The sequence below is a fragment of the Nonomuraea sp. NPDC005501 genome (assembly GCF_040605905.1).
GTDB lineage: Bacteria > Actinomycetota > Actinomycetes > Streptosporangiales > Streptosporangiaceae > Nonomuraea.
Map to the genome: position 1 here is coordinate 42,601 of NZ_JBEXDT010000029.1, position 25,495 is coordinate 68,095.

Sequence of the window (25,495 nt, forward strand, 5' to 3'; positions counted from 1 at the left end):
TGGTACGGGCTCAGTGCCGCAGCGCGATCGCCTCACGTGGTCCCCTGGGCATGGGAATCCTGAGGTTCACGGTCTTGCCGGACAGGAGGGACTGCAGGTCAAGGGCGCGCATGCGCACCGCGGTGTGTCGTTCGCCGCTGGCCATGAAGATCGGCTCCCCGTCGGAGCTGAGCCGGTCGTCGATGAGCAGCGGGAGCCGGCGCGGCAGCAGCAGCGGGCACACCAGGCCGGCGGCGTAGTCGGTGGCGGAGTTGACCAGGAACGCGGGGGCGTGCCGCACCTCACGCGCCCCCAGCAGGCCGCCGACCGCCCCGGGCCGCGGCGGCGCGGCGACCGAGGAGACGACGGCGACGACCTCGTGCCCGAGCCTCGTCGTGGCCTCGAACACCGTGACCGCGACGCACCTCTCGGGCGCGGCGGAGATCGTCTCGGGCAGCTCGTCCGCGGTGGTGATGGGACGCGGAAGGCGTACGATCTCATGATGGACCTGGTGTGCGAGGAGCCAGCGGTGGATCGCGAGGGCGTCCTTCATGAACACGCTCCTTCGTTCCTTGGCCCCCGACGGTCCTCTTGACCGACGGTAACCCGGACCTCATGTGGCCCGGGGGATATGTTCCGGAATCGAAGGACCTACCCAGCTTGTCCGACTCAAATCTGACCGACAACCAGCAGCGGGCCATGAGCGACCTGTTCCGCAAGATCGCCCCCGTCGCCGACGAGCTCGGCCGCCTGTTCGCCGACCAGGGGCACGAGCTGGCCCTCGTGGGCGGCCCGGTGCGCGACATGCTCCTCGGTCGCATCGGCAACGACCTCGACCTCACCACCGACGCCCACCCCGAGCGCGTGCTGTCCCTCGTACGCGACTGGGCCGACTCGGTGTGGACCATCGGCATCGACTTCGGCACCGTCGGAGTGCGCAAGGGCGGCTGGCTGATCGAGATCACGACGTACCGGAGCGAGTCCTACGACCCCAAGTCGCGCAAGCCCGAGGTCATGTACGGCGAGACGCTGGAGGCCGACCTGGAGCGGCGCGACTTCGCGGTCAACGCGATGGCCGTTCGCCTGCCCGGCCACGAGTTCGTCGACCCGTACGGTGGCCTGACCGACCTGGCGGCCAGGAGGATGCGCACGCCGGGCCCCCCGGAGCGGTCCTTCGGCGACGACCCGCTGCGCATGCTGCGCGCCGCGCGGTTCGCCTCCCAGCTCGGCTTCGCCGTGGACGACGCCGCCGTGGAGGCGATGACCTCCATGGCCGGGCGCATCGAGATCGTCTCGGCCGAGCGGATCCGCGACGAGCTGGACAAGCTGATCTGCGGCGCCCGGCCCCGCGAGGGCCTGCGCCTGCTGGTCGACACCGGGCTCGCCGACCACGTCCTGCCCGAGCTGCCCCGGCTGCGCCTGGAGATCGACGAGCACCACCGGCACAAGGACGTCTACGAGCACACCCTGACCGTGCTCGACCAGGCGATCGCCCAGGAGGAGGACGGCCGGGCCGACCGCATCCTGCGCTGGGCGGCGCTCCTGCACGACATCGGCAAGCCCAAGACACGCCGCCACGAGCCCGGCGGCCGGGTCTCCTTCCACCACCACGAGGTGGTCGGCGCCCAGCTGACCAAGAAGCGCATGGCGGAGCTGCGCTTCCCCAAGGACGTCGTGGCCGACGTGTCGCGGCTGGTGGAGCTCCACCTGCGCTTCCACGGCTACGGCACGGGCGAGTGGACCGACAGCGCCGTGCGCCGCTACGTGCGCGACGCCGGCCACCTGCTCACCCGCCTGCACAAGCTCACCCGGGCCGACTGCACGACCCGCAACAAGCGCAAGGCGGCGGCGCTGTCGCGCACCTACGACCAGCTGGAGGAGCGCATCGCCCGGCTGGCCGACGAGGAGGAGCTGGCCAAGATCCGGCCGGAGCTCGACGGCAACGACATCCAGCGGATCCTCGGCGTCGGCCCGGGACCGGTGGTGGGCCAGGCCTACAAGTTCCTGCTGGAGCTGCGCCTGGACAAGGGCGTCATCGGCACCGAGGCGGCCACCGAGGCGCTGCTGGAGTGGGCCCGCGACAACGGCCTGATCGGCTCCTGACGGCCGGTCAGGGCGAGGGCGTGGGCACCGGGGGCCGCACGATCAGGCGGTAGGCCAGCGCGGCCACCGGGTAGCCCGCCGAGATGATCGCCGCGGTGAGGTAGGACTTGCCGTCGGCCGGCAGGATGGCCGCCGACAGCGCCGCGGCCAGCACGTACATGCCGTTGAAGAGCATGTCGTAGATCGAGAAGGCGCGGCCCAGGTAGGCGTCCTCGACGTCGCGCTGCACGGCCGTGTCGGCGCAGATCTTGACGCTCTGGCCGGCGATGCCGAGCACGAAACCGGCCACCGGGAGCCCCCACTCCTGGAACGGCATGATGACCGGCGCCGTGAGCACGCCGGCCGCGGCCAGCGCCATCGGCACCCACCGCTCCATCGTGTACCGCTCCGTGGCCCACGGCGTGATGATGACGGCGAGGAAGTAGCCCACGCCGGAGGTGGCCACCACCAAGCTGATGCCGCGCAGGGCCGCGTCGGGGTCGCCGTCGGTGAAGTAGTAGCGGTACAGGATGATGCCGAGCGCGGTCGCCATGCCGTACAGGAACCGGTGCGCGGCCATGGCGCCCATCGTGGCGGCGGCCCTGCGGTGGCGCGCCAGGTGACGGGCGCCGTCCACGAGGCCGGCGACCACGTTCCTGACCGCCTGGCTCGCCTGCGGCCGGTCGGGGGCGTAGGAGGGGCCGAGCAGCGAGCGCTCCATCGTGCGCGCGATCAGGGCGCTCAGCCCGAACACGACGCCCGAGACGAGCAGCAGCACCGCCGTGCCGAACGCGCCGCCGCCGAGCGTCTCGCGCAGCACGAACCCCACCCCGAAGCCCACGAACGTCACGACGGTGCCGGAGGTGGGCGTGACGGCGTTGGCGGCCATCAGCCGCTCCACCGGCACCACGTGCGGCAGGGACGCGCCCAGCGCGGCCAGGAAGAACCGGTTGACCGCCAGGACGCCGAGCGCCGCGGCGTAGAACACCGGCTCCGGCGCGCCGGCCGCGACGAGCGCCGCCGCGGCCAGCAGCAGCCCGCCGCGCACGAGGGGCGCGATCACCAGGATCTGCCGCCGCGACCACCGGTCGATGAAGACGCCGACGAACGGCCCCAGCACGCTGTACGGCAGCAACAGCACGGCGAGTCCGGCGGCCACGGCCAGCGCGGTGGTCTGCTTCTCCGGGCTGAAGAAGGCGAACCCGGCCACGCCGAACTGGAAGATCCCGTCGGAGAACTGCGAGACCAGCCGCGTGCCGAAAAGCCGGCGGAAGTCTCGGCCCTGCAGGACTATCCGGAGATCGGCGACGAACGACACGCAGTCAGCCTAGTCCCGCCCAGGACGTCCCAGGCGCGAGAGTTGGCGCAGCAGGTGCGCGAACCAGGTTCTGCCCGCCGACATGATCACGTACGCTTCGTAGCGTGACGACTGATGAACTGGTGGTGCTGGTCGACGGCGAGGGCCGCGCGGTCGGCACCGCGCCCAAGATGTCGGTGCACGGCCGGGAGACGCCGCTCCATCTGGCCTTCTCCAGCTACGTCTTCGACCGCGACGGTCGCGTGCTGCTGACCAGGCGCGCCGACCACAAGCTGACCTGGCCCGGCGTGTGGACCAACAGCTGCTGCGGCCACCCGCTGCCGGGCGAGCCGCTCGACCACGCCGTCACCCGCAGGCTCTCCTACGAGCTGGGCCTGGCCGTGGAGCGCGCCGACCTGATGCTGCCCACGTTCGCCTACCGGGCGGTCATGGGCAACGGCATCGTCGAGCACGAGCTGTGCCCCGTCTACCGCGTCACGGCCGAGACCCCGGCGGTGCTCAACCCGGAGGAGGTGGGAGAGACCCAGTGGATGCCGTGGCAGGAGTTCGCCGCGCGCGTGCTGACGGGCGAGCTGGCCATCTCGCCGTGGTGCGCCGAACAGGTGCCGCTCCTGGTCGGGCTCGGCCCCGACCCGATGGCCTGGCCCACGGCCGCCGAGGCCGAGCTGCCCCCCGCGGCCCGGGTCCCCACCGGCTGACGCCCCGGCCCCGGCGACGGCCCACCAGGCGCCGTGACGGCGGCCGACCCTGTGCGGGTCAGCCGCCGTCTCCCTGGAGGCCCTCAGCCGCGTGCGGCGACCGGGCCCTCCTCGGCTGTGCCGTGGCGGATGCCTATCTTTCGACCTCGCCGCGGATGTACTTCTCGACGTAGTCGCGCGCCTCGTCGTCGGAGTACTGCACGGGCGGCGACTTCATGAAGTAGGACGACGCGCTGAGGATCGGGCCGCCGATGCCCCGGTCCAGGGCGATCTTGGCGGCGCGCACCGCGTCGATGATGATGCCGGCCGAGTTCGGCGAGTCCCAGACCTCGAGCTTGTACTCCAGGTTGAGCGGGGTGTCGCCGAACGAGCGGCCCTCCAGGCGGACGTAGGCCCACTTGCGGTCGTCGAGCCACGGCACGTGGTCCGACGGGCCGATGTGCACGTCGGCCTTGCGCATCTCGTGCGGGATCTGCGAGGTGACCGACTGCGTCTTGGAGATCTTCTTCGACTGGAGCCGCTTGCGCTCCAGCATGTTCATGAAGTCCATGTTGCCGCCGAAGTTGAGCTGGTACGTGCGCAGCAGCTCGACCCCGCGGTCCTCGAACAGCTTGGCCATGACCCGATGCGTGATGGTGGCGCCGACCTGCGACTTGATGTCGTCGCCGACGATCGGCACACCCGCCTGCGTGAACTTCTCGGCCCACTCGGGGTCGGAGGCGATGAAGACGGGCAGCGCGTTGACGAAGGCGACCTTGGCGTCGATCGCGCACTGCGCGTAGAACCGGTCGGCCTCCTCGGAGCCCACCGGCAGGTAGGAGACGAGGACGTCCACCTGGTTGTCGCGCAGCACCTTGACGACGTCGACCGGCTCCTCGTCGGACTCGTCGACGATCTCCCGGTAGTACTCGCCCAGACCGTCGAAGGTGTGGCCGCGCTGCACGACCACCCCCGTCGGCGGGACGTCCGCGATCTTGATCGTGTTGTTCTCGCTGGCGACGATCGCCTCGGAGAGGTCACGGCCGACCTTCTTGGCGTCCACGTCGAAGGCGGCGACGAACTCGACGTCGCCCACGTGGTAGTCGCCGAACTTCACGTGCATCAGGCCAGGCACCCGGACCGCCGGGTCGGCGTCCTTGTAGTAGTGGACGCCCTGGACCAGTGACGCCGCGCAGTTGCCGACACCGACAATGGCCACGCGAACCGAACCCATCGCACTCGCTCCCTTACTCATCAGTTGACGTGGTATCTCTCTCGGGCTCCTGTGATGCCCGTCTCTCCGTCGCGATCAGCTCGTTCAGCCAACGCACCTCGCGTTCGACCGATTCGAGACCGTGACGCTGCAGCTCCAGCGTGTAGCTGTCGAGGCGCTCCCTGGTGCGGGCCAGGGCGGTGCGCACGCTGTCCAGGCGCTCCTCCAGGCGGCTGCGGCGGCCTTCGAGGATGCGCAGGCGCACCTCGGCCTCCGTATGCCTGAAGAACGCGAAGTGGACGCCGAAGCTCTCGTCCTCCCAGGCCGACGGGCCGGCCTGGGTGAGCAGTTCCTGGAGCCGCTCCTTCCCCTCGGCCGTCAGCTTGTAGACGATCTTCGATCGGCCGCCCACGATCGTGGCCGGAGCCGGCTGCTCCTCGGCGATGAGGCCCTGGGAGAGCAGCGATCGCAGGCAGGGGTAGAGCGACCCGTAGGAGAACGCACGGAACATCCCCAGCAGAGCGTTGAGCCGTTTCCGCAGCTCATAGCCGTGGAGCGGGGTTTCGTGCAGCGACCCGAGCACGGCCAGTTCCAGCACTCTGCCTTGTCCGCTGGCCACGGGAACCGCCCCCTCTCGCGTCGATGTATCAAGTCGATACATCCCGAGGATACGTCAGTTCGCTATATCGCTGCAATCACTGACTTTGCCAAGTCGTTGGGAGCAATCACCAAAAAGCCGTAGTCTGGCGCTCATGTGGTCACAGCGAAGGGTGGTGGATTACGGCCTCGCCAAGCGAGCAGTGGTCCGCGACCTGCGTACCGGGCACGGCACGCCCGGCGACGTGTGTGACGCACAGCCGTACCTCCTTCGCGCGGCCCGGCACTTCGGCGAACCGACCGAACGCCTATGCCCGATGTGCGAAAGGCAGAACGTCACCAACGTGACCTATGTCTACGGGGATTCCTTGGGGCGGCATGCGGGTCAGGCAAAGGCGACGTCAGATCTCGTCGAAATGGCCCATGATTACGACGAGTTCCGTGTGTACGTGGTCGAGGTCTGCCAGGGTTGCTCCTGGAACCACTTGACGGTCTCGTTCGTCCTCGGCAACGGACCGCCGGATCTCGTCGGCCGAGATTAGAGACCGAAGGCGGCAGGCAGCAGCACGCCCGATCCGCCGTGCTATCCGACGACGATGCGAGGACGTGTTGAGTTTCAGCCACGACGAGGGGACGGCCCGCCCGGGGAGGCGCCGTCGCTCCAGCTCATCCCGTTCCGTTCCCCAGGCTCAGGCACCGCAAACCGGGGATCCCGGCTGGGACACGGGGCAGCCTTCCCGTCGTGCGGAGGCGGCCTACGAGCAGACCGGCGCCATGGCCGCGCAGTCGTACGAACAGCCGTACGAGCAGCCGCACGAGCCGCCCCGCCGTGAGCCGCAGGGCCGGGAACCACAGCGGCGTGAGCCCGAGCGGCGCGAGCCGTCCGGGCGGCGTGAGTCCGGGCGGCGCGCTCCCGCCGGTCCAGCACAGGAGACCGTCGCGATGGGGATGCCCGGCGAGCCGGGGCCGCGCGTGCCCGGGCGGCGCGAGGGAAGGCGGCGCGGCGAACAGGAGACGATGATCAGCGAGGCGCCGCGCCGCGCCCGCGGTCGCGGCAACGGCGGCAACGCCGGGCCGGGTGGGCCCGGTGGGCCCGGCGGGTCGGGCGGCCCCGGGGGTCCTGGCGGGCCGCAGGGTCCCGGCGAGCCGCCGGGCGACTCCGGCAGGAAGCGCCCGGCGTGGCTCAGGTTCCTGCCGAGCTGGAAGATCGTGCTGGCCGGCTTCGCGGTCGTCACCGCCGGCGTCTTCGGCATGATCGCGGTCGCCTACGCCAACATGCCCATGCCGACCGAGGACCAGGTCCAGGACACGGTCGACGACCAGGGCAGCACCATGTACTACGCCAACGGCGAGGTCCTGGCCAAGCTCGGCACCAAGCGCGTCCCGGTCAAGGACATCAACCAGATCCCGCGGCACGTGCAGGACGCGGTCATCGCCGCCGAGAACAGCGGCTTCCGCGAGGACGCCGGCATCTCCTTCTCCGGCATGGTGCGCTCCGTCTTCAGCACGGTCTCCGGCCAGCAGGTGCAGGGCGCCTCCACCATCACCCAGCAGATGGCCCGCAACTACTACGACGGCCTCTCCCAGGAGCGCAGCGTCGAGCGCAAGATCAAGGAGATCTTCGTCGCGGTCAAGCTGAACAAGCAGCTCACCAAGGACCAGATCCTCCTGCAGTACCTCAACACCATCTACTTCGGACGCGGCGCGTACGGCATCGGCGCCGCGGCCCAGCAGTTCTTCGGCAAGCCGGTGAAGGAGCTGACGCCCCAGCAGGGCGCCTACCTGGCCGGCCGCATCCAGAACCCCGACGCGTTCGACCGGGCCGAGATCGCGGGCAACATGAAGCCCACCGAGGAGCGCTACGTCTACGTGGTCGGGCAGATGGCCAAGCTCGACCCCGCCGCCTACGGCACCCTGCCGGCCAAGGCGCCGACCTCGCCCAAGCGCGTCAAGGTCAAGAACAGGGACTACTTCAAGGGCCTGACCGGCTACATGGTCGAGGCTGTGCTGAACGAGCTGAAGGCCGACTACAACATCTCCAAGGAGGACGTCGAGACGGGTGGTTACAAGATCACCTCGACGTTCGACAAGAAGCTGATGCTGGCCGCCAGGGACGCCGTCAACAAGCACACCGCCGGCCTGACCGGCGAGATCAACGCCACGCTGGCGGCCGTCGACCCGACCAACGGCCGGATCCGCGCCTTCTACGGCGGCGACGACTACGAGAAGGACGCCTGGAACGACGCCTTCCTGTCGCAGAAGCAGGCCGCCTCGGCGTTCAAGCCCTACGTGCTCGCGGCCTGGCTCGACTCCGGTTACAGCCTCAGGAGCTACCTGCCGGCCAAGGGCCCGCTCAAGCTCGAGGGCACCACCCCGATCAACAACGACCACGCCTCCGGCGCCTCCTCGATCGACGTCGTCGACGCCACGGCCCACTCGGTCAACACCGCGTTCGCCAAGATGGGGGAGAAGGTCACCCTCGAGAAGGTCATCGAGATCGCCAGCCGCGCCGGCCTCAGCAAGGACCGGCTGGAGGACGCCAAGAACCGCCACCACTACCTGATCACCATCGGCTCCGGCCAGGTGACCGCCGTCGAGCAGGCCGGCGGCTACTCGATCTTCGCCAACGGCGGCAAGCACTTCAGGAACCACGTCATCATCACCGTCAAGGACCGGTCGAACCGGGTCAAGTACCAGGAGAAGAAGACCCCGGCCCAGGTGATCTCCCCGGAGGCCGCGGCGGACGCCACCGTCGCCCTCCAGGCCGTGGTCAAGCAGGGCACCGGCCGCAACGCCGCCCTCTACGACCGGCCCGTGGCCGGCAAGACCGGCACCAACAACGAGAACAAGGAAGCCTGGTTCGTCGGCTTCACTCCGCAGCTGTCCACCGCGGTCGGCATGTTCCGCCAGGAATGCCGCACCAAGGGCGGCAAGGTCATCCAGCCGGTCAACGACAACTGCCCGTGGTGGCGGGGCAAGGACCCGGCCAAGGAGAAGAAGTACACGCCGCAGAAGCCGTACACCACGGCGTACGAGGTGCCGCTGGGCGCGAACTTCCAGGGCGCCACGTACCCGTCGGCCATCTGGAAGGCCTTCATGACCGAGGCCATGAAGGGCCAGAAGGTCGAGCAGTTCCCGGCCCGCGTGGACACCGGCGTCTCGGAGAACCTCGCGCCCAAGCCCGTGCCCACGCCGACGGCCACCAAGGACCCGGCCGAGGAGCAGCCGGACGACGTGACCTGCGTCATCGACCCGTGCGACGACGACAGCGGCCGCATCATCACCATCGACCCGAACCAGAACAACGGGTTCGACGACGACAACGGGCTGCTGGGCGGCGGTCAGGACCCGGGCATGCCGCCGTTCTACGAGCCCGAGCCGATGCCCACCGGGCGAGAGCAGTGGTGACGACGGACCCGGCGGGGGACGCGGTGGACGACGACCCGGTCGTCCGCCCGCCGCTGGCCGCGCGTGCCGTGCCGTACCTGCCCCTGGCGCTGTTCGCGGCGCTGGGGGCGAGCCTGGCGTACGTGTTCCGGCTGCCGTGCCGCACCGGCGGCTGGAACGACCAGGTCAGCACCTACACCAACTTCTGCTACACCGACATCTACCCGCTGTGGTTCGACCGGCAGCTCGCCACGCAGAACCCGTACTTCGCCGACGTGCCGTTCGACAAGCACGTCGAGTACCCCGTGGTGCTCGGCGAGGTCATGCAGTTCTTCGCCTGGATCGCCCGCGGGCTGGAGTCCGACCCCGTCCAGCAGGCCGTCCGCTTCTACGACGGCACGGTGATCTTCCTCGGCGTCTGCCTGGTCGCCGGCGTGGTGCTGATGGCCGCCGTGGCCGGGCCCACCCGCCGCTGGGACGCCCTGTGGTACGCGCTCGCGCCGTCGGTCGTCCTGGCCGCGTACATCAACTGGGACCTGGTCGCCGGCGCGCTGTCCATGGGCATGCTGCTGGCCTGGGCACGGAAGCGGCAGGTCCTGGCCGGCGTGCTGCTCGGGCTGGCGATCGCGACGAAGTTCTACCCGTTGATGTTCGCCGGGGCGCTGTTCCTGCTGACGCTGCGCACCGCTCGCTGGCGGCCGTTCCTGGTGACGATGGGCGCGGCCGCGGGGGCGTGGCTGGTCGTCAACGTGCCGTTCATGGTGTTCGCCTGGGACGGCTGGCGCCGGTTCTACGTCTTCTCCCAGGAGCGCGGGGTCGACTGGGGCTCGCCGTGGCTGTTCTTCCAGAGCAAGGGCTGGCCCGTCCTCGGCGAGGCCGACGTCAGCACGCTCGGCATGGCCTCGCTCGCCGTGCTGTGCCTGGGCATCGCGGTCCTGACCCTGGCCGCGCCGCGCCGGCCCCGGCTCGCGCAGATCTGCTTCCTCGCGCTGGCCGCCTTCATGATGACGAACAAGGTGTGGTCGCCGCAGTTCGTGCTCTGGCTGGTGCCGTTCGCGGTGCTGGCCCGGCCCAACTGGAAGGCGCTGGCCCTCTGGCAGCTCGCCGAGATCTGGTACTTCTTCGCCATCTGGCTCTACCTGCTCTCTCAGCAGCCGCTCGGGCGCGACGACCTCGGCATCGGCGACGACACGTACTTCACCGCCGTCTGGGGCCGGGTGATCACGATCGCGGTGATGATGGCGTTGGTCGTCCGTGACATCCTGCGCCCGCACAAGGACGTCGTACGGCAGGCGGGCGTCGACGACCAGGGCGGCGGCGTGTTCGATGACGCCCCTGACCGGTTCACGCTGGCCTCCTCGTACCGGTGATCACCCGCTCGGCCGCGCGCGACGCGCTGCTGGTCTGGTCAGGCTCGCGGGCCGGGCTGCTGGTGGCCACGCTGCTCGGCTCGGCTCTGAACGCCTACGTGGAGCGCTGGAAGCAGTGGGACGCCGGGCTGTTCGTCGTCATCGCCCGGTACGGCTACGACGGCGACCCGGCCGCTCCGCCCGACGCGGGGCTGCCCGCGTTCTTCCCCGGGCTGCCCGCGATCCTGCGCATCGTGCACCTGGTGGTGCCGGACTGGACGGCGTGCGGGCTGATCGTCTCCCTGGTGGCCGGGGCGGTGGCCATGGTCGCGCTGGCGCGGCTGGCCGAGCTGGAGGGCGCCCCTGGCTGGATGGCGGTGCTGGCGCTGCTGCTCTTCCCGACGGCCGTGTTCCTGGCCGCGGGATACAGCGAGTCGCTGTTCCTCGCGTTCGCGATCCCGGCGTGGCTGGCCGCCCGGCGCGGGCAGTGGCCGGCGGCCGTCATCCTGGCCGCCGGGGCGTCGTGCGTGCGGATCACGGGGCTGTTCCTGGCGGTGGCTCTGGTCGTCGAGTACGTCCTCCGGCGGCGCTCCCGCGAGCTGCCGGGCCGGCCGGCGCCGTGGCCGCTGCTCGCCGTGCCGTTCCTGCCGCTGGTGTTCTACTCGTTCTACCACTACCGCCGCTCGGGCGACTGGCTCGCCTGGAAGCACGCGCAGGAGGCCGGGTGGGGCCGCGAGACGGTGTGGCCGTGGGAGTCGTGGAGCACGACCTGGCACGCGGCGACGGGCAACGACGACTTCGCGGTGGCCTTCCGGATGGAGATCGCCGGGGCCGTGCTGGCGGTGGCGGTGCTGGTCTGGCTGGCCGTACGGCGGCGGTGGAGCGAGCTCGTCTACACCGGGCTGCAGGCGGCGGCGCTCATGACCTCGGCCTACTACCTGTCGGTCCCGCGCTCGCTGCTGCTGTGGTTCCCCCTGTGGACGGCCGTCGCGGGGCTGGGCGCCCGGCGGCCGTGGACGCTGGCCCTGTACGGGCTGGTCGCCGGGCCGCTGATGGTGCTGAACACGATCCGGTTCCTCACCGGCGCGTGGGCAGGCTGATTCCCGTACCCACTTTCGTGGCCCGGTAATCCAGGGAAGTTATCCACAGCCTGTGTGTATCCGATCTGTGGACTCCCACGTCCTACAGGTTCTCCCTCAGGAACGCGATGTCGGCCGCCTGGCCCTCGCCCGGCGTCTCCACCACGATCGGCGCGCCGGCCGCCCGGCACACCGCGAGGATCAGCTCCGGATCGATCTGCCCCTTGCCCAGGTTGGCGTGCCGGTCGGCGCCCGAGTCGAACGCGTCACGCGAGTCGTTGCAGTGCACCAGGTCGATCCGCCCGGTGATGGCCTTGACCCGGTCCACCAGATCGACCAGCTCCTCGCCGCCCGCGTGCGCGTGACACGTGTCGAGGCAGAAGCCCACGTCGAACCCGTCGAGCGCGTCCCACAGCCGCGCGATGCGCTCCAGCTTGCGCGCCATCGCGTTGCCGCCGCCCGCGGTGTTCTCGATCAGCACCGGGATCGGGCACTCCAGCCGCTCGAACACCTTGCGCCAGTTGTCGAAGCCCGTCTGCGGGTCGTCGCTCTTGTTGACGTGGCCGCCGTGGACGATCAGGCCCTTGGCGCCCAGCCCGGCCGCCGCCTCCAGGTGCTGGGCGAGCAGCTTGCGGCTGGGGATCCTGATCCGGTTGTTGGTCGTCGCCACGTTGACCAGGTAAGGGGCGTGGATGTAGACGTCGACGCCCTCCACGGGCTTGGCGGGCAGCACGGGCTTGTCGTAGCCCTGCGGATCGCCGAGGAAGAACTGCACCACCTCGGCCCCGACCTCGGCGGCGTGAGCGGCGGGATCGTCCTGGCCGACGTGAGCTCCGATGCGCACCATGTCATCGAGCCTATCCGTTTGCCGTACCTGCCCCGGGGAAGTCGCCAGACACCCCCTACGCGAGGAGAGACGCATATGGCCCGATGGCGATGGCGCTCGTTAGTCATCCTGATCTACGTCGTGATTGGCCTCTACGTGGCCTGGGTGTACCACTACATCACTCCGGGGATCCTCAAGGACATCGCCGAGGCGTTGCTCGCGGTCTTCCTCTGGTTCCTCGTCCTGCTCGGCGTGGACCTGCACATCGGAGGATGACCCCATATCGCGGACGGCCCCGGCCGCGCCGGGGCCGTCCTTTCTTCCGTTCGTACGGGGTTTTTCGTTCGTACGGGTCTTTCGTTCGTACGGGGGCGGTGCCCGGGGTCAGGGCAGGAAACCGCCGTGGGCGATGCCGAGGGCCACGCCCACGAACGACGCCACCACGCCGACGATGTTGAGGGCCCGCTGGGGAGTCGTGGCGGAGACGTACTGGGAGTAGAGGCCCGTCCCGAACCCCAGCGCGCCCGCCCAGGAAGCCACGACGTGACCGCCGGGGACGAACGCCGCGACGAAGGCCGTCAGACCGCAGATCACGGTGACGACCGCCAGGGTGTTCTCCACCGGATGGGCCCGCCCGTCGCTGTTGAGCGTGAGCCTGAACCGCTGGTTTCTGGAAGGTTGGAGGATGTGTGGCACAACTATCACCCCCTGGTTTCCTACAGGCCTTCCCATATGGACTCGGCTGGTAACCTGGTCAGGCTGCGTTGTGACGGGTGAACCGTCACACCCTGGTGCCGAAAGGGGCGCCGGGGCCTAGACGTCAGCGTCCTCCTGTCACGGCAGAGTGTCGTGACCGCAAGAGTCCAGAGGAGGTTGGAGTCCCGCATGCGTCGTTACGAAGTAATGGTCATTCTGGACCCTTCGCTCGATGAGCGCACCGTCGCGCCGTCCCTCGACCAGTTCCTCACCGTGGTCCGCAACGACGGCGGCACCGTGGAGAAGGTCGACGTCTGGGGCCGTCGCCGTCTCGCCTACGACATCGACAAGAAGTCGGAAGGCATCTACGCCGTCATCGACCTGTCCGCGCAGCCCGCGACGGTCAAGGAGCTCGACCGCCAGATGAACCTCAACGAGGGCATCCTGCGCACCAAGGTTCTCCGCCCCGACGTGCACTAAGCAGCTCGTCGCCCGGCTTTTTGTCGGGCGTCGGCCGTACTCTGAGCCGTAACCCAAAGCGAAGGCGTGCAGGAAGGCGAGCGCTGGCCATGGCAGCAGGCGACACCGTAATCACCATCGTCGGCAATCTTGTCGACGACCCCGAGCTGCGCTTCACCCCGACGGGGCAAGCGGTGGCCCGGTTCCGCATCGCGTCCACTCCGCGGTTCATGGATCGTCAGACCAACGAGTGGAAGGACGGCGAGAGCCTCTTCCTGACCTGCAACGTGTGGCGGCAGGCGGCGGAGAACGCCGCCGAGAGCCTCCAGCGCGGCATGCGGGTCATCGTGCAGGGGCGGCTCAAGCAGCGGTCCTACGAGACCAAGGAAGGCGAGAAGCGCACCGTTTACGAGGTCGAGGTCGACGAGGTCGGCCCGTCTCTGCGCAACGCCACCGCCAAGGTCAACCGCACCACCCGTCAGGGTGGCGGCGGCGGTGGCGGCGGCTTCGGCGGCGGCCCGGCCGACGACCCGTGGGCCTCCGCGTCGCCCGCTCCGCCCCAGGGCGGCGGCGGCTTCGGCGGCGGCTTCCAGGGCGGCGGCCAGCAGAGCGGCGGCTTCAGCGGCGGCGGCGACTTCAGCGACGAACCGCCTTTCTAGACCCAGTCCACAAGCCCGAGACCATTCCCGCTTCAACGGCGGGGCTCTGAAAGGAGCACCACGATGGCCAAGCCGGCACTGCGCAAGCCCAAGAAGAAGGTTTGCCTGTTCTGCCACGACAAGATCTCCTACGTCGACTACAAGGACACGGCGCTGCTGCGGAAGTTCATCTCCGACCGCGGCAAGATCCGTGCGCGCCGGGTGACGGGCAACTGCACCCAGCACCAGCGCGACGTGGCGACCGCGATCAAGAACGCCCGTGAGGTGGCTCTGCTGCCTTACACGAGCACCGCGCGCTAAGGAGGCCTGTCGATATGAAGCTCATCCTCACCAACGAGGTCTCCGGCCTCGGCACCCCTGGTGACGTCGTCGAGGTCAAGGACGGCTACGGCCGCAACTACCTCATCCCGCGCGGCTTCGCCATGCGTTGGACGCGTGGCGCGGAGAAGCAGATCGAGTCCATCAAGAAGGCTCGTGACGCGCGCGAGATCCGCGACCTGGGCACCGCCAAGGAGGTCGCCGGCCAGCTCGGCGCCCTGCGCGTGCGCCTGACCACCCGCGCGGGCGACTCCGGTCGCCTGTTCGGCTCGATCACCACGGGCGACATCGCCGACGCCGTCAAGGCCGCCGGCGGCCCGATCCTCGACCGCCGTCGCATCGAGATCATCAACCCGATCAAGAGCGTCGGCAGCCACAAGATCAGCGTCAAGCTGCACCCTGAGGTGTCGGCCTCGGTCGACGTCGAGGTCGTCGCCGGCTGACGTCGGCACGCCTGCCCACGGCCCCCGCTCCCTTCCCGGGAGCGGGGGCCGTGTGCGTCTCCGGGGCCCGGCCGCGACGGCACGTCCGGTGTGGGCTGGTATGAGCCCAGGTGACGGCGTATTTCCTAGCGGGGCAGCGTACAATCGGCTCGTTCTTCCTCGCGTTCCCCTCCTGGAGGCACCACCCATGGTCCGTCCCTCGACGCTGCTCGCGCTGGGCGCCCTCGCCGCGGCCGTCGCGTGCGCACCCGTCGACAACACGGCGACCAGCGCCGGCCCCTCGGGCACGACGGCGTCCACGGCGTCCGGAGCGTCCACGGCGTGCAGCAAGGACCAGCTCAAGCTCGTCAACGCGGGCAAGCTGACCATCGGCACCGACAAGCCCGCCTACGAGCCGTGGTTCAAGGACGACGACCCGGCCAACGGGCAGGGGTTCGAGAGCGCGATGGCGTTCGCGGTCGCCGGGGAGCTGGGCTTCGACCGCGACGAGGTGCAGTGGAGCACGGTCAAGTTCGACTCGGCCTTCGCCCCGGGCGCCAAGCTGTTCGACTTCGACGTCAACCAGGTCTCCATCACCCCCGATCGGGCCAAGGTGGTCGACTTCAGCCACGGCTACTACACGGTCAAGCAGGCCGTGGTGGCGCTGGGCGACGGCAAGTTCGCCGCGGCCAGGACGCTGGCCGACCTCAAGGACGCCAAGATCGGCGTCCAGGTCGGCACCACCTCGCTCGACGCGGTGAAGAACGTCGTCAAGCCCGCCGGTGACCCCAACGTCTTCAACGACCAGGTCGACGCCGTCAACGCGCTGAAGAACAAGCAGGTGGACGCCATCGTCGTGGACCTGCCGACGGCGTTCTACGTCACGGCCGCGCAGGTCGAGGGCTCCAAGATTGTCGGCCAGTTCAGCTCGACGGGCGGCACGCCCGAGGAGTTCGGCCTGGTCATGGAGAAGGGCAACCCGATCAAGACCTGCGTGGACAAGGCCGTGGACGCGCTGAAGTCCAAGGGGGAGCTGGCCAAGATCGAGCAGCAGTGGCTCGGCTCGGCGGCGGGCGCGCCCGAGCTGACGTGACGACGCCGCACACGCCGATGACCGACATGCCGGCCGGCCCGGTCTGGGTCAAGAGCGACCGGCAGGTGGAGCGGGAGCGGGTCCGCAGGGCGCGGACCCGCCGCTCCGCGTCCATCGCCACCGCCTCCACCTTCGTCTTCGTCGTCCTGGTCGGCTGGCTCGTCACGACCTCGCCGGGCTGGCCGCGCGTGCAGGAGACGTTCTTCAACCCCGAGCACTTCGTCAGGTCGCTGCCCGACGTGCTCACCGGGTTCTGGCTGAACATCAAGATCTTCCTGATCGCGGAGCCGATCATCCTGGTGGTCGGCCTGCTCGTCGCGCTGCTGCGGACGACCAGGACCGCCGCCCTGTTCCCGATCCGGGCACTCGCGACGCTGTACGTCGACGTCTTCCGCGGCGTGCCGACGCTGCTCGTGATCTACCTGGTCGGCTTCGGCCTGCCGGCGCTGCGCCTGCAGGGCATCCCGAACGACTACACCACCCTGGGCGTCATCGCGCTGACGCTCTCGTACGGCGCGTACGTGGCCGAGGTGTTCCGCTCGGGCATCGAGTCGGTCCACCCCAGCCAGGTGGCCGCGGCCCGCTCGCTCGGCCTCAGCCACGGCAGGACCATGCGCTTCGTGGTGCTGCCGCAGGCCACCCGGCGGGTCGTGCCGCCGCTGCTGAACGACTTCATCTCGCTGCAGAAGGACACCGCGCTGGTGGCCACGCTGGGCGTGCTGGAGGCGCTGCGGCAGGCGCAGATCTACGCCTCCAGCAAGTTCAACTACACGGCCTACCTGGCGGCCGCCCTTCTGTTCATCCTGCTGACGATCCCGATGGCCAGGTTCACCGACTACCTGGCCGAGCGCACCAGGAGGAGGCGCGGCGCATGAGCCTGCTGACCATCGACGACGTGTGGAAGAACTTCCACGGCCACAGCGTCCTGCGCGGCATCGACCTGGAGGTGCGCCCGCACGAGGTGGTGAGCCTGATCGGCGCCTCCGGCTCGGGCAAGTCCACGCTGCTGCGCTGCGTCAACCTGCTGGAGACCGTGGACGACGGCGCGATCCTGCTGGAAGGCCAGGACATCACCGACCCACGGGTGGACGCCGACCAGGTGCGCAGGAAGCTGGGCATCGTGTTCCAGGCGTTCAACCTGTTCCCGCACATGACCGTGCTGGACAACGTCACGCTGGCGCCGCGCCAGGTCCACAAGGTGCCCAGGGCGCGGGCCGAGGAGGAGGCCCACGCGCTGCTCACCAGGTTCGGGCTGGCGCACAAGGCCACGGCGTACCCGGACCAGCTCTCCGGCGGCCAGCAGCAGCGGGTGGCCATCATCCGGGCGCTGGCGACGCAGCCGCGGCTGATGCTGCTCGACGAGGTCACCTCGGCGCTCGACCCGGTGCTGCTGGAGAAGGGGCCGCCGGAGAAGATCTTCAGCGAGCCGGACCAGCCGCGTACCCGCGACTTCCTGCGCAGCGTGCTCGAAGCGCGGCGCCTGTAGCGGGCGGGCCCCGGCGCTTCCGCGACAGCGACCACGGGGCGGCTACGCCCCGGTCACCAGCCATGCGCCGCCCGCGGCGCGCCGGCTGAGCGTGATCCAGCGTGCCACCATCCAGACCCCGAGCGCGCACCAGAGGGCGACGATGCCGAAAGCCCCCGCGATCAGGGCCGCCGGCAGGTACGCGAGCGTGGTCCACACCCCCGCCCACGCGAGGTAGCGCTGGTCGCCCGCGCCGATCAGCACCCCGTCGAGCACGAACACCACGCCGCAGATGGGCTGGAAGACCGCCACGGGCCACAGCACGGCCAGGAGCTGCTCGGTGACGTCCGGATCGGCGTCGAACAGCCCGGGCAGCAGCGGCCTGGCCGCGACCACCAGCAGGCCGAGCAGCACGCCCGACCACAGTCCCCAGCGCACCATGCGCGCGGTCGCCGCCCTGGTCGCGTCCGCGTCGCCGGCCCCGAGGGTGCGGCCGGTGATCGCCTGTCCCGCGATGGCGATGGCGTCGAGCGCGAAGGCCAGCAGCGTCCACAGCTGCGTGGCGATGGCGTACGCGGCGAGCTGCGACTCGCCCATGCGGGTGGCGATCACGGTCCCCACGACGAGCACGATCCGCAGGCACACCGTACGGACGAACAGCGCCAGGCCGGCCGTACCCGCCCGCCTGACGCCCGCCACGTCAGGGGCCAGCGGCGTGCCGCGCCGCCGGGCGCCCCTGACGACCACGGCCACGTAGACGACGGCGCCGAGCGTCTGCGCGAGCACGGTCCCCCAGGCCGAGCCGGCGATGCCCCACCCGAGCACCAGCACGAACCACGCGTTCAGGGCCGCGTTGAGCGCGAACGACCCGACCGCGACCACGAGCGGGGTGACCGTGTCCTGGAGCCCGCGCAGCACGCCGGTGCCGGCCAGCACGACGAGCATGCCGGGCGCGCCGAGCAGGCTGATGCGCAGGTACGTGACCGCCTCGGCGGCCTGCTCGGGGCTCGCGCCGAACAGGCTCACGACGGCCGGGGCGAGCGGCCAGCCGAGCGCGATGAGCCCGAGGCCGATGCCGAGCGCCAGCCAGACGCCGTCCACACCGTCGCGCATGGCCCGCCCGTGCTCGCCCGCCCCGGTGCTGCGCGCCACGGACGCCGTGGTGCCGTACGCGAGGAAGACGCACAGGTTCACCATCGTCGCGAGGACGGTGCCCGCCACGCCCAGCGCGCCCACGGCGACGGTGCCCAGCCCGTGTCCCACGATCGCGTAGTCGGCCAGCAGGAACAGCGGCTCGGCCACCAGCGCGCCGAACGCCGGCACGGCAAGGCGGAGGATCTCCTTGTCCTGGCGTGTAATGGGCATTTGCCTATTATGGCCCTTACCTGGCATGTCGGGCCAACTTTCTTTCCTCCACAGTCGGTGGATAGTGTTTTCGCTGCTCAGCGCCATGGTCGTTGAGAAGTGAACAAGTTATCCCCAGGCTCGTCCACAGAGCTTTCACATGTTCGGCGCGATAATCCACAGCTTGTCCACAGAGTTATCCACAGGCCGCGTTGCTGTCCGCCCGGGAAGCGGCCAAACTGTCAGACCGGTCGACTACAAGTGGGGGTGGTGCGACCGACGGAAGCTGTTGAGGGGGCGCCGTGAGCATCGACGAGGAGACGGGCGCCGGCCCGGGGTTCGAACGCACACCGCCCAGCAACATCGAGGCCGAGCAGTCCGTCCTGGGCGGCATGCTGCTGTCCAAGGACGCCATCGCCGACGTCGTCGAGATCATCCGCTCCGACGACTTCTACCGGCCGGCCCACCAGATGATCTACGACGTCATCACCGACCTGTACGGCCGGGGCGAGCCCGCCGACGCGGTCACCGTCTTCGACGAGCTGCAGAAGCGCGGCGAGATGGCCAGGGTCGGCGGCGCCGCCTACCTGCACACGCTGACCGCCGTCGTCCCCACGGCCGCCAACGCCGGCTACTACGCCAAGATCGTCCGCGAGCAGGCCATCCTCCGCCGCCTCATCGAGGCCGGCACCCGCATCGTCTCCTTCGGCTACGGCGGCCAGAACGAAGAGGTCGACGACCTCGTCGACCGCGCCCAGGCCGAGATCTACAAGGTCACGGAGCGACGCACCTCCGAGGACTACGCGCCGCTGGCCGACATCATGCCGGGCGCCCTGGACGAGCTGGAGGCCATCGGCAGCCGCGGCGGCCAGATGGTCGGCGTCCCCACCGGCTTCCAGGACCTCGACCAGCTCACCAATGGCCTCCACCCGGGCCAGATGATCGTCGTGGCCGCCCGTCCCGCGATCGGCAAGGCACTGGCCCTGGACACGCCGCTGCCCACGCCGACGGGCTGGACGACGATGGGGGAGGTCGCGGTCGGCGACCACCTGATCGGGGCGGACGGCAGGCCGACCCGTGTCGTGGCCGCCACCGAGGTGATGCACGGCAGGCCGTGCTACGAGGTGGAGTTCGCCGACGGCACCGTGGTCGTCGCCGACGGCTCCCACCAGTGGCTCACCGAAACGCGAGCCTCGGGCGGCTCCATCCGGCAGGCCGCGTCGGTCAGGACGACCGAGGAGATCGCCGCCACGCTTCGCTGCGACACCGCGGATCGGCGATACAACCACAGTGTGCCGGTGACCCGGGCGGCCGACCTGCCCGAGCGCGACCTCCCGCTCCCGCCGTACACGCTGGGAGTGTGGCTCGGCGGCGGGCACAGCGACAACGCGCGGTTCACCACGACGGACCCCGAGATCGTCGGCCACATGGAGCAGGACGGCGTCCGCGTCGACAAGGTCGGCCCCGGACCGCTGTACTCCTTCACGCTTCCGGAGCCACCCGGGGTCGCGGAGGCGATCCTCCGAAGCCTGGACGTGCTCGGGAACAAGCACGTCCCGGCCGCCTACCTGCGCGCCGGCGAGCGGCAGCGTCGCGAAATCCTCGCCGGCCTGCTGGACACCGGCGGACACGCCGATCCCGGCGGCACGGTCGTTCTCGCGGTCACCGACCAGCGGCTCGCCCACGACGTGCGCGAGCTGGTCCTCAGCCTGGGATACACGGCGACCATGACCACGAAGACGGTCCAGGGCCGCTCGTGCCACCGGATCTGCTTCACCCCGGCGGACAAGGTGTTCAAGCTCTCCCGCAAGCTCGCCGGGCAGAGCCCCACGCAGACGCACGAGATCGGCTACCGGCACATCACGGCCGTCCGCCGGATCGACTCCGTGCCCGTGAGATGCGTCGAAGTGGACAACCCCGACCATCTGTACCTCGCCAGCCGTGCCTGGATTCCCACCCACAACTCCACGCTCGGGCTCGATTTCGCCAGGTCGGCGGCGATCAAGCATGGGATGACCACCGTCATCTTCTCCCTGGAGATGTCGCGCAACGAGATCACCATGCGTCTGCTCTCGGCCGAGGCGCGGGTGGCGCTGCACGCGATGCGCTCCGGCATGATGGGCGACGACGACTGGACGCGGCTGGCGCGCCGGATGAGCGAGGTGGCCGAGGCGCCGCTGTTCATCGACGACTCGCCCAACATGTCCATGATGGAGATCCGGGCCAAGTGCCGCCGCCTCAAGCAGCGCAACGACCTGCGGTTCGTGGTCATCGACTACCTCCAGCTGATGAGCTCGCCGAAGAAGACCGAGAGCCGCCAGAACGAGGTGTCGGAGATCTCGCGTGCCATCAAGCTGCTGGCCAAGGAGCTGGAGGTCCCGGTCATCGCGATCTCCCAGCTCAACCGTGGCCCCGAGCAGCGCACCGACAAGCGCCCGGCGGTGAGCGACCTTCGCGAGTCCGGATGCCTGACCGCCGCCACGCGGATCATGCGGGCCGACACCGGAGCGGAGGTCTCCCTGGGTGAGCTGCTGGCGTCGGGAGCCCGGGACATTCCGGTGTGGTCCCTGGACGAGCGCCTGAAGCTGGTCCCACGGACGATGACGCACGTGTTCCCCAGCGGGGTGAAGCGGGTGTACCGCGTGCGGCTGCGTTCCGGGCGGGAGGTCGAGGCGACCGCGAACCACCCGTTCCTCTCCTACGACGGATGGCGTGCCCTCGAAGAGCTGGCGCCCGGTACGAGGGTGGCCGTCCCGAGACACGTCCCGCCCCCGCTCGACATCACGCCGTGCGACGAGGACGAGCTGATCCTTCTCGCGCGCCTCATCGGTGACGGCTCATTCGTCGAGCGGCAGCCGATCCGTCACGGCGGCGTCGACGGGGCCGACCCGTCCGCTGTCGCCGAGTGGCTCGACGGGCTGGGACTCCTCGGGTTGAGGAGTCACGAGAAGTTCCTGCCCGCCGGCCTGTTCTCGCTGCCGAAGACGCAGGCCGCCCTCTTCCTGAGGCACCTGTGGGCCACGGACGGTCGCGTCCGGTGGGACGACCCGCGCCGCGAGGCCCGGGTCTCTTACACGTCGGCCAGCAGGCGGTTGATCGACGACGTGGCTCGCCTGCTGCTCCGGTTCAACGTGATGACGACGGTCGAGGAGGTGCGCGAGGGCGGGCAACGTCCCTCGTACCAACTGCTCGTCCACGGAGCCGAGAACCAGCTCCGCTTCCTGGACGAGATCGGGATCGACGGGGCCCGCGCGACCCGGGCGGCGGAGTGCGTACGCCGTCTGCGCGGTGTGACCGCCGGCACCGACCTCGACACCGTGCCGGAGGACGTCTGGACCAAGGTGCGATCGGTGCTGCTCGAGAAGCGCGTGAGCCAACGGGAGTACGCCGCAGCGGTGACGACCGAACCCGGCGGCACCGGCCTGTGGGAAACGTCACCGAGTCGCGAACGGCTGGGCAGGATGGCGGCCGTCCTCGGCGAGGCCGACCTCGAACTGCTGGCGACCAACGACATCTTCTGGGATGAGATCGTCTCCGTCGAGGATCTGGGCGAGCAGCCCGTCTTCGATGCCACGGTCATGGGGACGCACAACTTCATCGCCAACGGGATCAGCCTGCACAACTCGATCGAGCAGGACGCCGACATGGTCATCCTGCTGCACCGGGAGGACGCGTACGAGCGGGAGTCGCCACGGGCCGGCGAGGCGGACCTGATCGTCGCCAAACACCGAAATGGACCGACCGCCACCGTCACCGTCGCCTTCCAAGGGCACTACTCCCGCTTCGTCGACATGGCTCAGCACTAGGGGCGTCCTGTAGGTTCTCATCGATCTTGGCCAAGTCTCAGTGGCCAAGGCCACCGTCTGGCCAGTTGGCCGTCATGCTGAGACGGCATAGGTATCAGCTTTGTCGTTCGCCCCTCTTGGCGCAGTAGACGCTGGATTGTACGGTCGTTCCGTAGTCGAGTCACTCTATGTGGTCGATTTTATGCGATTTGTGATCCTTGGTCTGCTGGGAGAGGGTCGTGGCGGGTTGACGCTGAGGTCGACAGCGCGCTGGTCAGTCTCCGTATGGAAGACGGGCGTACGGAGGAGGACTGCGCCTGGGCAGAGATGCCCGCGGTCGACTGGGGCGCAGTCGCGCCCTGGCGGAGCTTTCGCTGGCATGCTGGGCAGAAGCACTACTCGGGAACCTACTGGTGCGCCACCAATCATGATCACGTGATCTACGAGTCGCGCCTCGAACTTGCCCGGCTGATCTATGCCGATTTCGACCGTGGCGTACGGAAGATAGTCGCCCAGCCGTTCCTGCTCAAGGCGCAGGTCGATGGCGCCTGGTGCCGACACGTCCCGGACTACTTACTCATCCCCGCAGATGGGGAGGCGCCGCTCGTGGTGGACGTCAAGCCGAGTCACCTACGCCAGAAGCCCAAGGTCGCCAAGGCACTGAACTGGGCACGGACAATCGTGGAAGCCCGTGGCTGGCGGTTCGAGGTCTGGTCCGAACCTCCCGCCGCCGAGCTGGCGAATCTCCGGTTCCTGGCCGGATACCGGCGCACATGGCTGATTGACAAACGTATCTCGGCGGAGATCCAGAACGCGAACCTGGACGGTGTCACCTTCGGGGAGGCGCTGGAGAGCTTCACGAGCTGGCCACCATGGCGAGTGCGACCAGCACTTCTGCATGCGCTCTGGATTCAGCGGCTTGCGACCGATTTGAGCAGGCCATTGAGCCTTGACCATCGACTGAACGTGACGCCATGAACCGAGAATCGGTGCGACTCGGCGTCGGAACCCGGCTCGTCCACGACGGCGAAGTCCTGGTGGTGGAGGAGGTGGTTGCCACCCCCGCCGGCCTGGAAGTGCTGGCCAAGGACGGGCAAGGCAGTTGGCGACGAGTGTCAGCCCGCATATTAGTGACCGGCGCCGCTCGGGTGATTTCTCCCGAGCCGAGGACGCCGGAGCCGGGCGAGACAGTGGCAGCCAGGCTGTCTCAGCTGGATCCCTCCGAACAGGCCGTTCTACTCGAACGAGCAGCACATCTTCGCGAGCTCCTCACCGGATATCGGTCGGGCAGCGCTGAACTGGCTGCTCCTGGTGAGCCCCGGCCAGAGTACGCCGCAGGTGTCCCACTGATGCAGCGCTATGCGAGTAAAGCGTCCGAGCTCAACGTTGCAGTCCGGACCATTCGCCGGTGGGTGCGGGGCTTTCGCAAGGAGGGTGAAGCCGGGCTGATTTCTATCGACACCCCGGGCACCGTGTCCGGACGACGGCGAGTCGATCCCCAATGGACCGAAACGGCTCTGGAAATCATGGCGGAGCATGTCGAGGAGTCCAAGCCATTCCGGATGATGGTGATCCGGCGGACCGCAGCGAGGCTTGAGACACGGCACGGGCCAGGCGCGATCGAGCTGCCGAGCCGCGCGACCGCGTTTCGCGTCTTGGAAGAGCTGGAGCGCCGTCGGCCGACGTTCCGGTTGAGCACCAAGCGGAACAGGGACATCGCAGAGAGACCTCGAGGAACCTATGGGAAGCGCATCACGTCGACTGCCGCGCAACGGATCTTTCCAACTCCACAGTTCGACCTCCGCGAGCTTCCCGACCCCTCCCACCAAGGCAAGACCCCACACGGCCTGCTACTCATCATCATCCCGCCCAGTGGAAACGCTCCCCACGCGGTCGCCAAACCTGGGAAGGAGGTCCGACTCGCCTACCCGCGCCGCCACCTCAGCAACAAGATTTGGTTGTCAGAGAGCGACGTGGCTGCCGCCTACCGGCGCCGCTTCACCGCTGCCGCCGACCAGCAATCCCGCGTCGCCGCCGTAGGACGCCTTTTGACGCTGAAATCCCCATCCGCGCTCCCGCGCGGATAGGGATGGTCAGGCCTGCAGGTAGTGCAGGACGGCGAGTACCCGGCGGTGGTCGTTTTCCGACGGAGACAGGCCGAGCTTGGTGAAGATCTGCGTCACGTGCTTCTCCACCGAGCCGTACGACAGGAACAGCGCGGCGGCGATGGCGTTGTTGGAACGCCCCTCCGCCATCATGGCCAGCACCTCGCGTTCCCTCGGGGTGAGTGTGCCCAGGGTCTCCGCGCGGCGGCTGGCGCCCATGATCTGGGTGACGACCTCGGGGTCGAGGACGGTCTGCCCGGCCGCGATCTGGTCGAGCGCGGCCAGGAAGTCCTTGACGTCGGCGACGCGCTCCTTCAGCAGGTATCCCACGCCATGGGCGCCGCCGGCGAGCAACTGGATCGCGTAACGCGTCTCGATGTACTGGGAGAACACCAGCACGCCCACCTCTGGGTGATCACGGCGGATCTGGATCGCGGCTCGCAGGCCCTCGTCGGTGTGGGATGGCGGCATGCGTACGTCGACCACGGCGATGTCGGGACCGTGTTCGGCCACGGCGGCCAGGAGCGCGTCGCCATCGCCCACGGCGGCCACCACCTCGTGGTCGCGGGAGGTGAGCAGCATGTACAGGCCCTCCCGGAGCATCACGGCGTCCTCGGCGATCACGATGTGCATGCACTGCTC

General features: G+C 69.3%; 25 protein-coding genes. 17 read left to right on the forward strand and 8 right to left on the reverse strand.

Annotated elements, in window-relative coordinates; translation table 11 throughout:
• Positions 1–10 precede the first annotated feature (10 nt).
• The gene (locus ABZS51_RS16805) at positions 11–532 is read right to left on the reverse strand and encodes a YbaK/EbsC family protein (RefSeq protein ID WP_355441298.1); all 522 of its coding nucleotides are present in this window, start codon (positions 530–532) and stop codon (positions 11–13) included.
• Positions 533–678: 146 nt separating this feature from the next.
• Here ABZS51_RS16805 and ABZS51_RS16810 point away from each other — a divergent pair, with 146 nt between their 5' ends.
• On the forward strand, positions 679–2,082 hold the full coding sequence (locus ABZS51_RS16810) for a CCA tRNA nucleotidyltransferase (RefSeq protein WP_355441364.1): 1,404 nt from the start codon (positions 679–681) through the stop codon (positions 2,080–2,082).
• Between the two features lie 7 nt (positions 2,083–2,089).
• Here ABZS51_RS16810 and ABZS51_RS16815 read toward each other — a convergent pair whose 3' ends face one another.
• The gene (locus ABZS51_RS16815; RefSeq protein WP_355441301.1) at positions 2,090–3,379 is read right to left on the reverse strand and encodes an MFS transporter; all 1,290 of its coding nucleotides are present in this window, start codon (positions 3,377–3,379) and stop codon (positions 2,090–2,092) included.
• Positions 3,380–3,483: 104 nt separating this feature from the next.
• Here ABZS51_RS16815 and idi point away from each other — a divergent pair, with 104 nt between their 5' ends.
• Entirely contained in the window at positions 3,484–4,077 is a 594-nt protein-coding gene (idi, locus tag ABZS51_RS16820; protein WP_310707783.1) for an isopentenyl-diphosphate Delta-isomerase, read from the forward strand.
• A gap of 133 nt (positions 4,078–4,210) precedes the next feature.
• Here the strand turns inward: idi and ABZS51_RS16825 are convergent, their stop codons facing one another.
• Both ABZS51_RS16825 and ABZS51_RS16830 read right to left on the reverse strand, forming a co-directional pair.
• Entirely contained in the window at positions 4,211–5,290 is a 1,080-nt protein-coding gene (locus ABZS51_RS16825) for an inositol-3-phosphate synthase (protein WP_310707784.1), read from the reverse strand.
• A 13-nt stretch (positions 5,291–5,303) separates the two neighbouring features.
• The gene (locus ABZS51_RS16830; RefSeq protein WP_355441304.1) at positions 5,304–5,888 is read right to left on the reverse strand and encodes a PadR family transcriptional regulator; all 585 of its coding nucleotides are present in this window, start codon (positions 5,886–5,888) and stop codon (positions 5,304–5,306) included.
• 133 nt (positions 5,889–6,021) lie between these two features.
• Between ABZS51_RS16830 and ABZS51_RS16835 the strand changes: the two genes are divergently transcribed.
• The 4 genes from ABZS51_RS16835 (at position 6,022) to ABZS51_RS16850 (ending at position 11,702) form a co-directional block, all read left to right on the forward strand.
• The gene (locus ABZS51_RS16835) at positions 6,022–6,408 is read left to right on the forward strand and encodes a DUF5318 family protein (protein ID WP_355441306.1); all 387 of its coding nucleotides are present in this window, start codon (positions 6,022–6,024) and stop codon (positions 6,406–6,408) included.
• Positions 6,409–6,640: 232 nt separating this feature from the next.
• Positions 6,641–9,274, forward strand: coding sequence for a transglycosylase domain-containing protein (locus ABZS51_RS16840; RefSeq protein WP_355441309.1), 2,634 nt, complete (start codon positions 6,641–6,643; stop codon positions 9,272–9,274).
• Entirely contained in the window at positions 9,271–10,623 is a 1,353-nt protein-coding gene (locus ABZS51_RS16845) for a glycosyltransferase 87 family protein (RefSeq protein ID WP_355441312.1), read from the forward strand. The genes ABZS51_RS16840 and ABZS51_RS16845 overlap by 4 nt, the downstream gene beginning before the upstream one ends.
• Positions 10,620–11,702 carry a mannosyltransferase family protein gene (locus ABZS51_RS16850; RefSeq protein ID WP_355441315.1) on the forward strand — a complete coding sequence of 361 codons (1,083 nt, stop codon included), beginning with the start codon at positions 10,620–10,622 and terminating at the stop codon, positions 11,700–11,702. The genes ABZS51_RS16845 and ABZS51_RS16850 overlap by 4 nt, the downstream gene beginning before the upstream one ends.
• A gap of 82 nt (positions 11,703–11,784) precedes the next feature.
• On the opposite strand, the gene ABZS51_RS16855 is transcribed toward ABZS51_RS16850, so the two are convergent.
• Positions 11,785–12,528 carry a deoxyribonuclease IV gene (locus ABZS51_RS16855; protein ID WP_310707790.1) on the reverse strand — a complete coding sequence of 248 codons (744 nt, stop codon included), beginning with the start codon at positions 12,526–12,528 and terminating at the stop codon, positions 11,785–11,787.
• Positions 12,529–12,648: 120 nt separating this feature from the next.
• On the opposite strand from ABZS51_RS16855, the gene ABZS51_RS16860 reads away from it, so the two are divergent.
• Positions 12,649–12,783 carry a hypothetical protein gene (locus ABZS51_RS16860; RefSeq protein ID WP_301309528.1) on the forward strand — a complete coding sequence of 45 codons (135 nt, stop codon included), beginning with the start codon at positions 12,649–12,651 and terminating at the stop codon, positions 12,781–12,783.
• A 108-nt stretch (positions 12,784–12,891) separates the two neighbouring features.
• Here ABZS51_RS16860 and ABZS51_RS16865 read toward each other — a convergent pair whose 3' ends face one another.
• Entirely contained in the window at positions 12,892–13,203 is a 312-nt protein-coding gene (locus ABZS51_RS16865) for a hypothetical protein (RefSeq protein WP_355441319.1), read from the reverse strand.
• Positions 13,204–13,392: 189 nt separating this feature from the next.
• On the opposite strand from ABZS51_RS16865, the gene rpsF reads away from it, so the two are divergent.
• The 7 genes from rpsF (at position 13,393) to ABZS51_RS16900 (ending at position 17,640) form a co-directional block, all read left to right on the forward strand.
• Positions 13,393–13,683 carry a 30S ribosomal protein S6 gene (rpsF, locus tag ABZS51_RS16870; protein WP_106242878.1) on the forward strand — a complete coding sequence of 97 codons (291 nt, stop codon included), beginning with the start codon at positions 13,393–13,395 and terminating at the stop codon, positions 13,681–13,683.
• A gap of 89 nt (positions 13,684–13,772) precedes the next feature.
• Positions 13,773–14,321, forward strand: coding sequence for a single-stranded DNA-binding protein (locus ABZS51_RS16875; protein ID WP_355441322.1), 549 nt, complete (start codon positions 13,773–13,775; stop codon positions 14,319–14,321).
• Positions 14,322–14,384: 63 nt separating this feature from the next.
• Entirely contained in the window at positions 14,385–14,621 is a 237-nt protein-coding gene (gene rpsR / locus ABZS51_RS16880) for a 30S ribosomal protein S18 (protein WP_020543048.1), read from the forward strand.
• A 14-nt stretch (positions 14,622–14,635) separates the two neighbouring features.
• A complete protein-coding gene (rplI, locus tag ABZS51_RS16885) occupies positions 14,636–15,082 on the forward strand; it encodes a 50S ribosomal protein L9 (protein WP_355441325.1) in 447 nt (148 codons plus the stop codon).
• A gap of 187 nt (positions 15,083–15,269) precedes the next feature.
• The gene (locus ABZS51_RS16890; protein ID WP_355441328.1) at positions 15,270–16,154 is read left to right on the forward strand and encodes an ABC transporter substrate-binding protein; all 885 of its coding nucleotides are present in this window, start codon (positions 15,270–15,272) and stop codon (positions 16,152–16,154) included.
• The gene (locus tag ABZS51_RS16895; RefSeq protein WP_355441331.1) at positions 16,151–17,029 is read left to right on the forward strand and encodes an amino acid ABC transporter permease; all 879 of its coding nucleotides are present in this window, start codon (positions 16,151–16,153) and stop codon (positions 17,027–17,029) included. Before ABZS51_RS16890 ends, ABZS51_RS16895 begins: the two co-directional genes overlap by 4 nt.
• Positions 17,026–17,640 (forward strand): amino acid ABC transporter ATP-binding protein, encoded by a 615-nt coding sequence (locus tag ABZS51_RS16900; protein ID WP_355441334.1) that lies wholly within the window; start codon positions 17,026–17,028, stop codon positions 17,638–17,640. Before ABZS51_RS16895 ends, ABZS51_RS16900 begins: the two co-directional genes overlap by 4 nt.
• A 42-nt stretch (positions 17,641–17,682) precedes the next feature.
• Here the strand turns inward: ABZS51_RS16900 and ABZS51_RS16905 are convergent, their stop codons facing one another.
• The gene (locus ABZS51_RS16905) at positions 17,683–18,984 is read right to left on the reverse strand and encodes an MATE family efflux transporter (protein ID WP_355441337.1); all 1,302 of its coding nucleotides are present in this window, start codon (positions 18,982–18,984) and stop codon (positions 17,683–17,685) included.
• A 371-nt stretch (positions 18,985–19,355) separates the two neighbouring features.
• Here ABZS51_RS16905 and dnaB point away from each other — a divergent pair, with 371 nt between their 5' ends.
• From dnaB to ABZS51_RS16920, 3 genes are all read left to right on the forward strand, one after another.
• Positions 19,356–22,769, forward strand: a complete 3,414-nt coding sequence (gene dnaB / locus ABZS51_RS16910) for a replicative DNA helicase (protein ID WP_355441367.1) — start codon at positions 19,356–19,358, stop codon at positions 22,767–22,769.
• 306 nt (positions 22,770–23,075) lie between these two features.
• Entirely contained in the window at positions 23,076–23,726 is a 651-nt protein-coding gene (locus tag ABZS51_RS16915) for a TnsA-like heteromeric transposase endonuclease subunit (RefSeq protein WP_355441370.1), read from the forward strand.
• Positions 23,723–24,835 carry a hypothetical protein gene (locus ABZS51_RS16920; RefSeq protein ID WP_355441340.1) on the forward strand — a complete coding sequence of 371 codons (1,113 nt, stop codon included), beginning with the start codon at positions 23,723–23,725 and terminating at the stop codon, positions 24,833–24,835. The genes ABZS51_RS16915 and ABZS51_RS16920 overlap by 4 nt, the downstream gene beginning before the upstream one ends.
• A 6-nt stretch (positions 24,836–24,841) precedes the next feature.
• Here the strand turns inward: ABZS51_RS16920 and ABZS51_RS16925 are convergent, their stop codons facing one another.
• Entirely contained in the window at positions 24,842–25,486 is a 645-nt protein-coding gene (locus ABZS51_RS16925; protein ID WP_355441342.1) for a response regulator transcription factor, read from the reverse strand.
• Positions 25,487–25,495 lie beyond the last annotated feature (9 nt).

Bases quoted from the DNA above. Each gene is read 5' to 3' on its own strand.
- ABZS51_RS16835 (WP_355441306.1), top strand. From the start codon at position 6,022: ATGTGGTCACAGCGAAGGGTGGTGGATTACGGCCTCGCCAAGCGAGCA.
- rpsR (WP_020543048.1), top strand. From the start codon at position 14,385: ATGGCCAAGCCGGCACTGCGCAAGCCCAAGAAGAAGGTTTGCCTGTTC.
- ABZS51_RS16840 (WP_355441309.1), top strand. From the start codon at position 6,641: ATGGCCGCGCAGTCGTACGAACAGCCGTACGAGCAGCCGCACGAGCCG.
- ABZS51_RS16805 (WP_355441298.1), bottom strand. From the start codon at position 532: ATGAAGGACGCCCTCGCGATCCACCGCTGGCTCCTCGCACACCAGGTC.
- rplI (WP_355441325.1), top strand. From the start codon at position 14,636: ATGAAGCTCATCCTCACCAACGAGGTCTCCGGCCTCGGCACCCCTGGT.
- ABZS51_RS16890 (WP_355441328.1), top strand. From the start codon at position 15,270: ATGGTCCGTCCCTCGACGCTGCTCGCGCTGGGCGCCCTCGCCGCGGCC.
- ABZS51_RS16915 (WP_355441370.1), top strand. From the start codon at position 23,076: ATGCCCGCGGTCGACTGGGGCGCAGTCGCGCCCTGGCGGAGCTTTCGC.
- ABZS51_RS16920 (WP_355441340.1), top strand. From the start codon at position 23,723: ATGAACCGAGAATCGGTGCGACTCGGCGTCGGAACCCGGCTCGTCCAC.
- ABZS51_RS16825 (WP_310707784.1), bottom strand. From the start codon at position 5,290: ATGGGTTCGGTTCGCGTGGCCATTGTCGGTGTCGGCAACTGCGCGGCG.
- ABZS51_RS16900 (WP_355441334.1), top strand. From the start codon at position 17,026: ATGAGCCTGCTGACCATCGACGACGTGTGGAAGAACTTCCACGGCCAC.
- ABZS51_RS16810 (WP_355441364.1), top strand. From the start codon at position 679: ATGAGCGACCTGTTCCGCAAGATCGCCCCCGTCGCCGACGAGCTCGGC.
- rpsF (WP_106242878.1), top strand. From the start codon at position 13,393: ATGCGTCGTTACGAAGTAATGGTCATTCTGGACCCTTCGCTCGATGAG.
- ABZS51_RS16855 (WP_310707790.1), bottom strand. From the start codon at position 12,528: ATGGTGCGCATCGGAGCTCACGTCGGCCAGGACGATCCCGCCGCTCAC.
- ABZS51_RS16905 (WP_355441337.1), bottom strand. From the start codon at position 18,984: ATGCCCATTACACGCCAGGACAAGGAGATCCTCCGCCTTGCCGTGCCG.
- dnaB (WP_355441367.1), top strand. From the start codon at position 19,356: ATGCTGCTGTCCAAGGACGCCATCGCCGACGTCGTCGAGATCATCCGC.
- ABZS51_RS16925 (WP_355441342.1), bottom strand. From the start codon at position 25,486: ATGCACATCGTGATCGCCGAGGACGCCGTGATGCTCCGGGAGGGCCTG.
- ABZS51_RS16875 (WP_355441322.1), top strand. From the start codon at position 13,773: ATGGCAGCAGGCGACACCGTAATCACCATCGTCGGCAATCTTGTCGAC.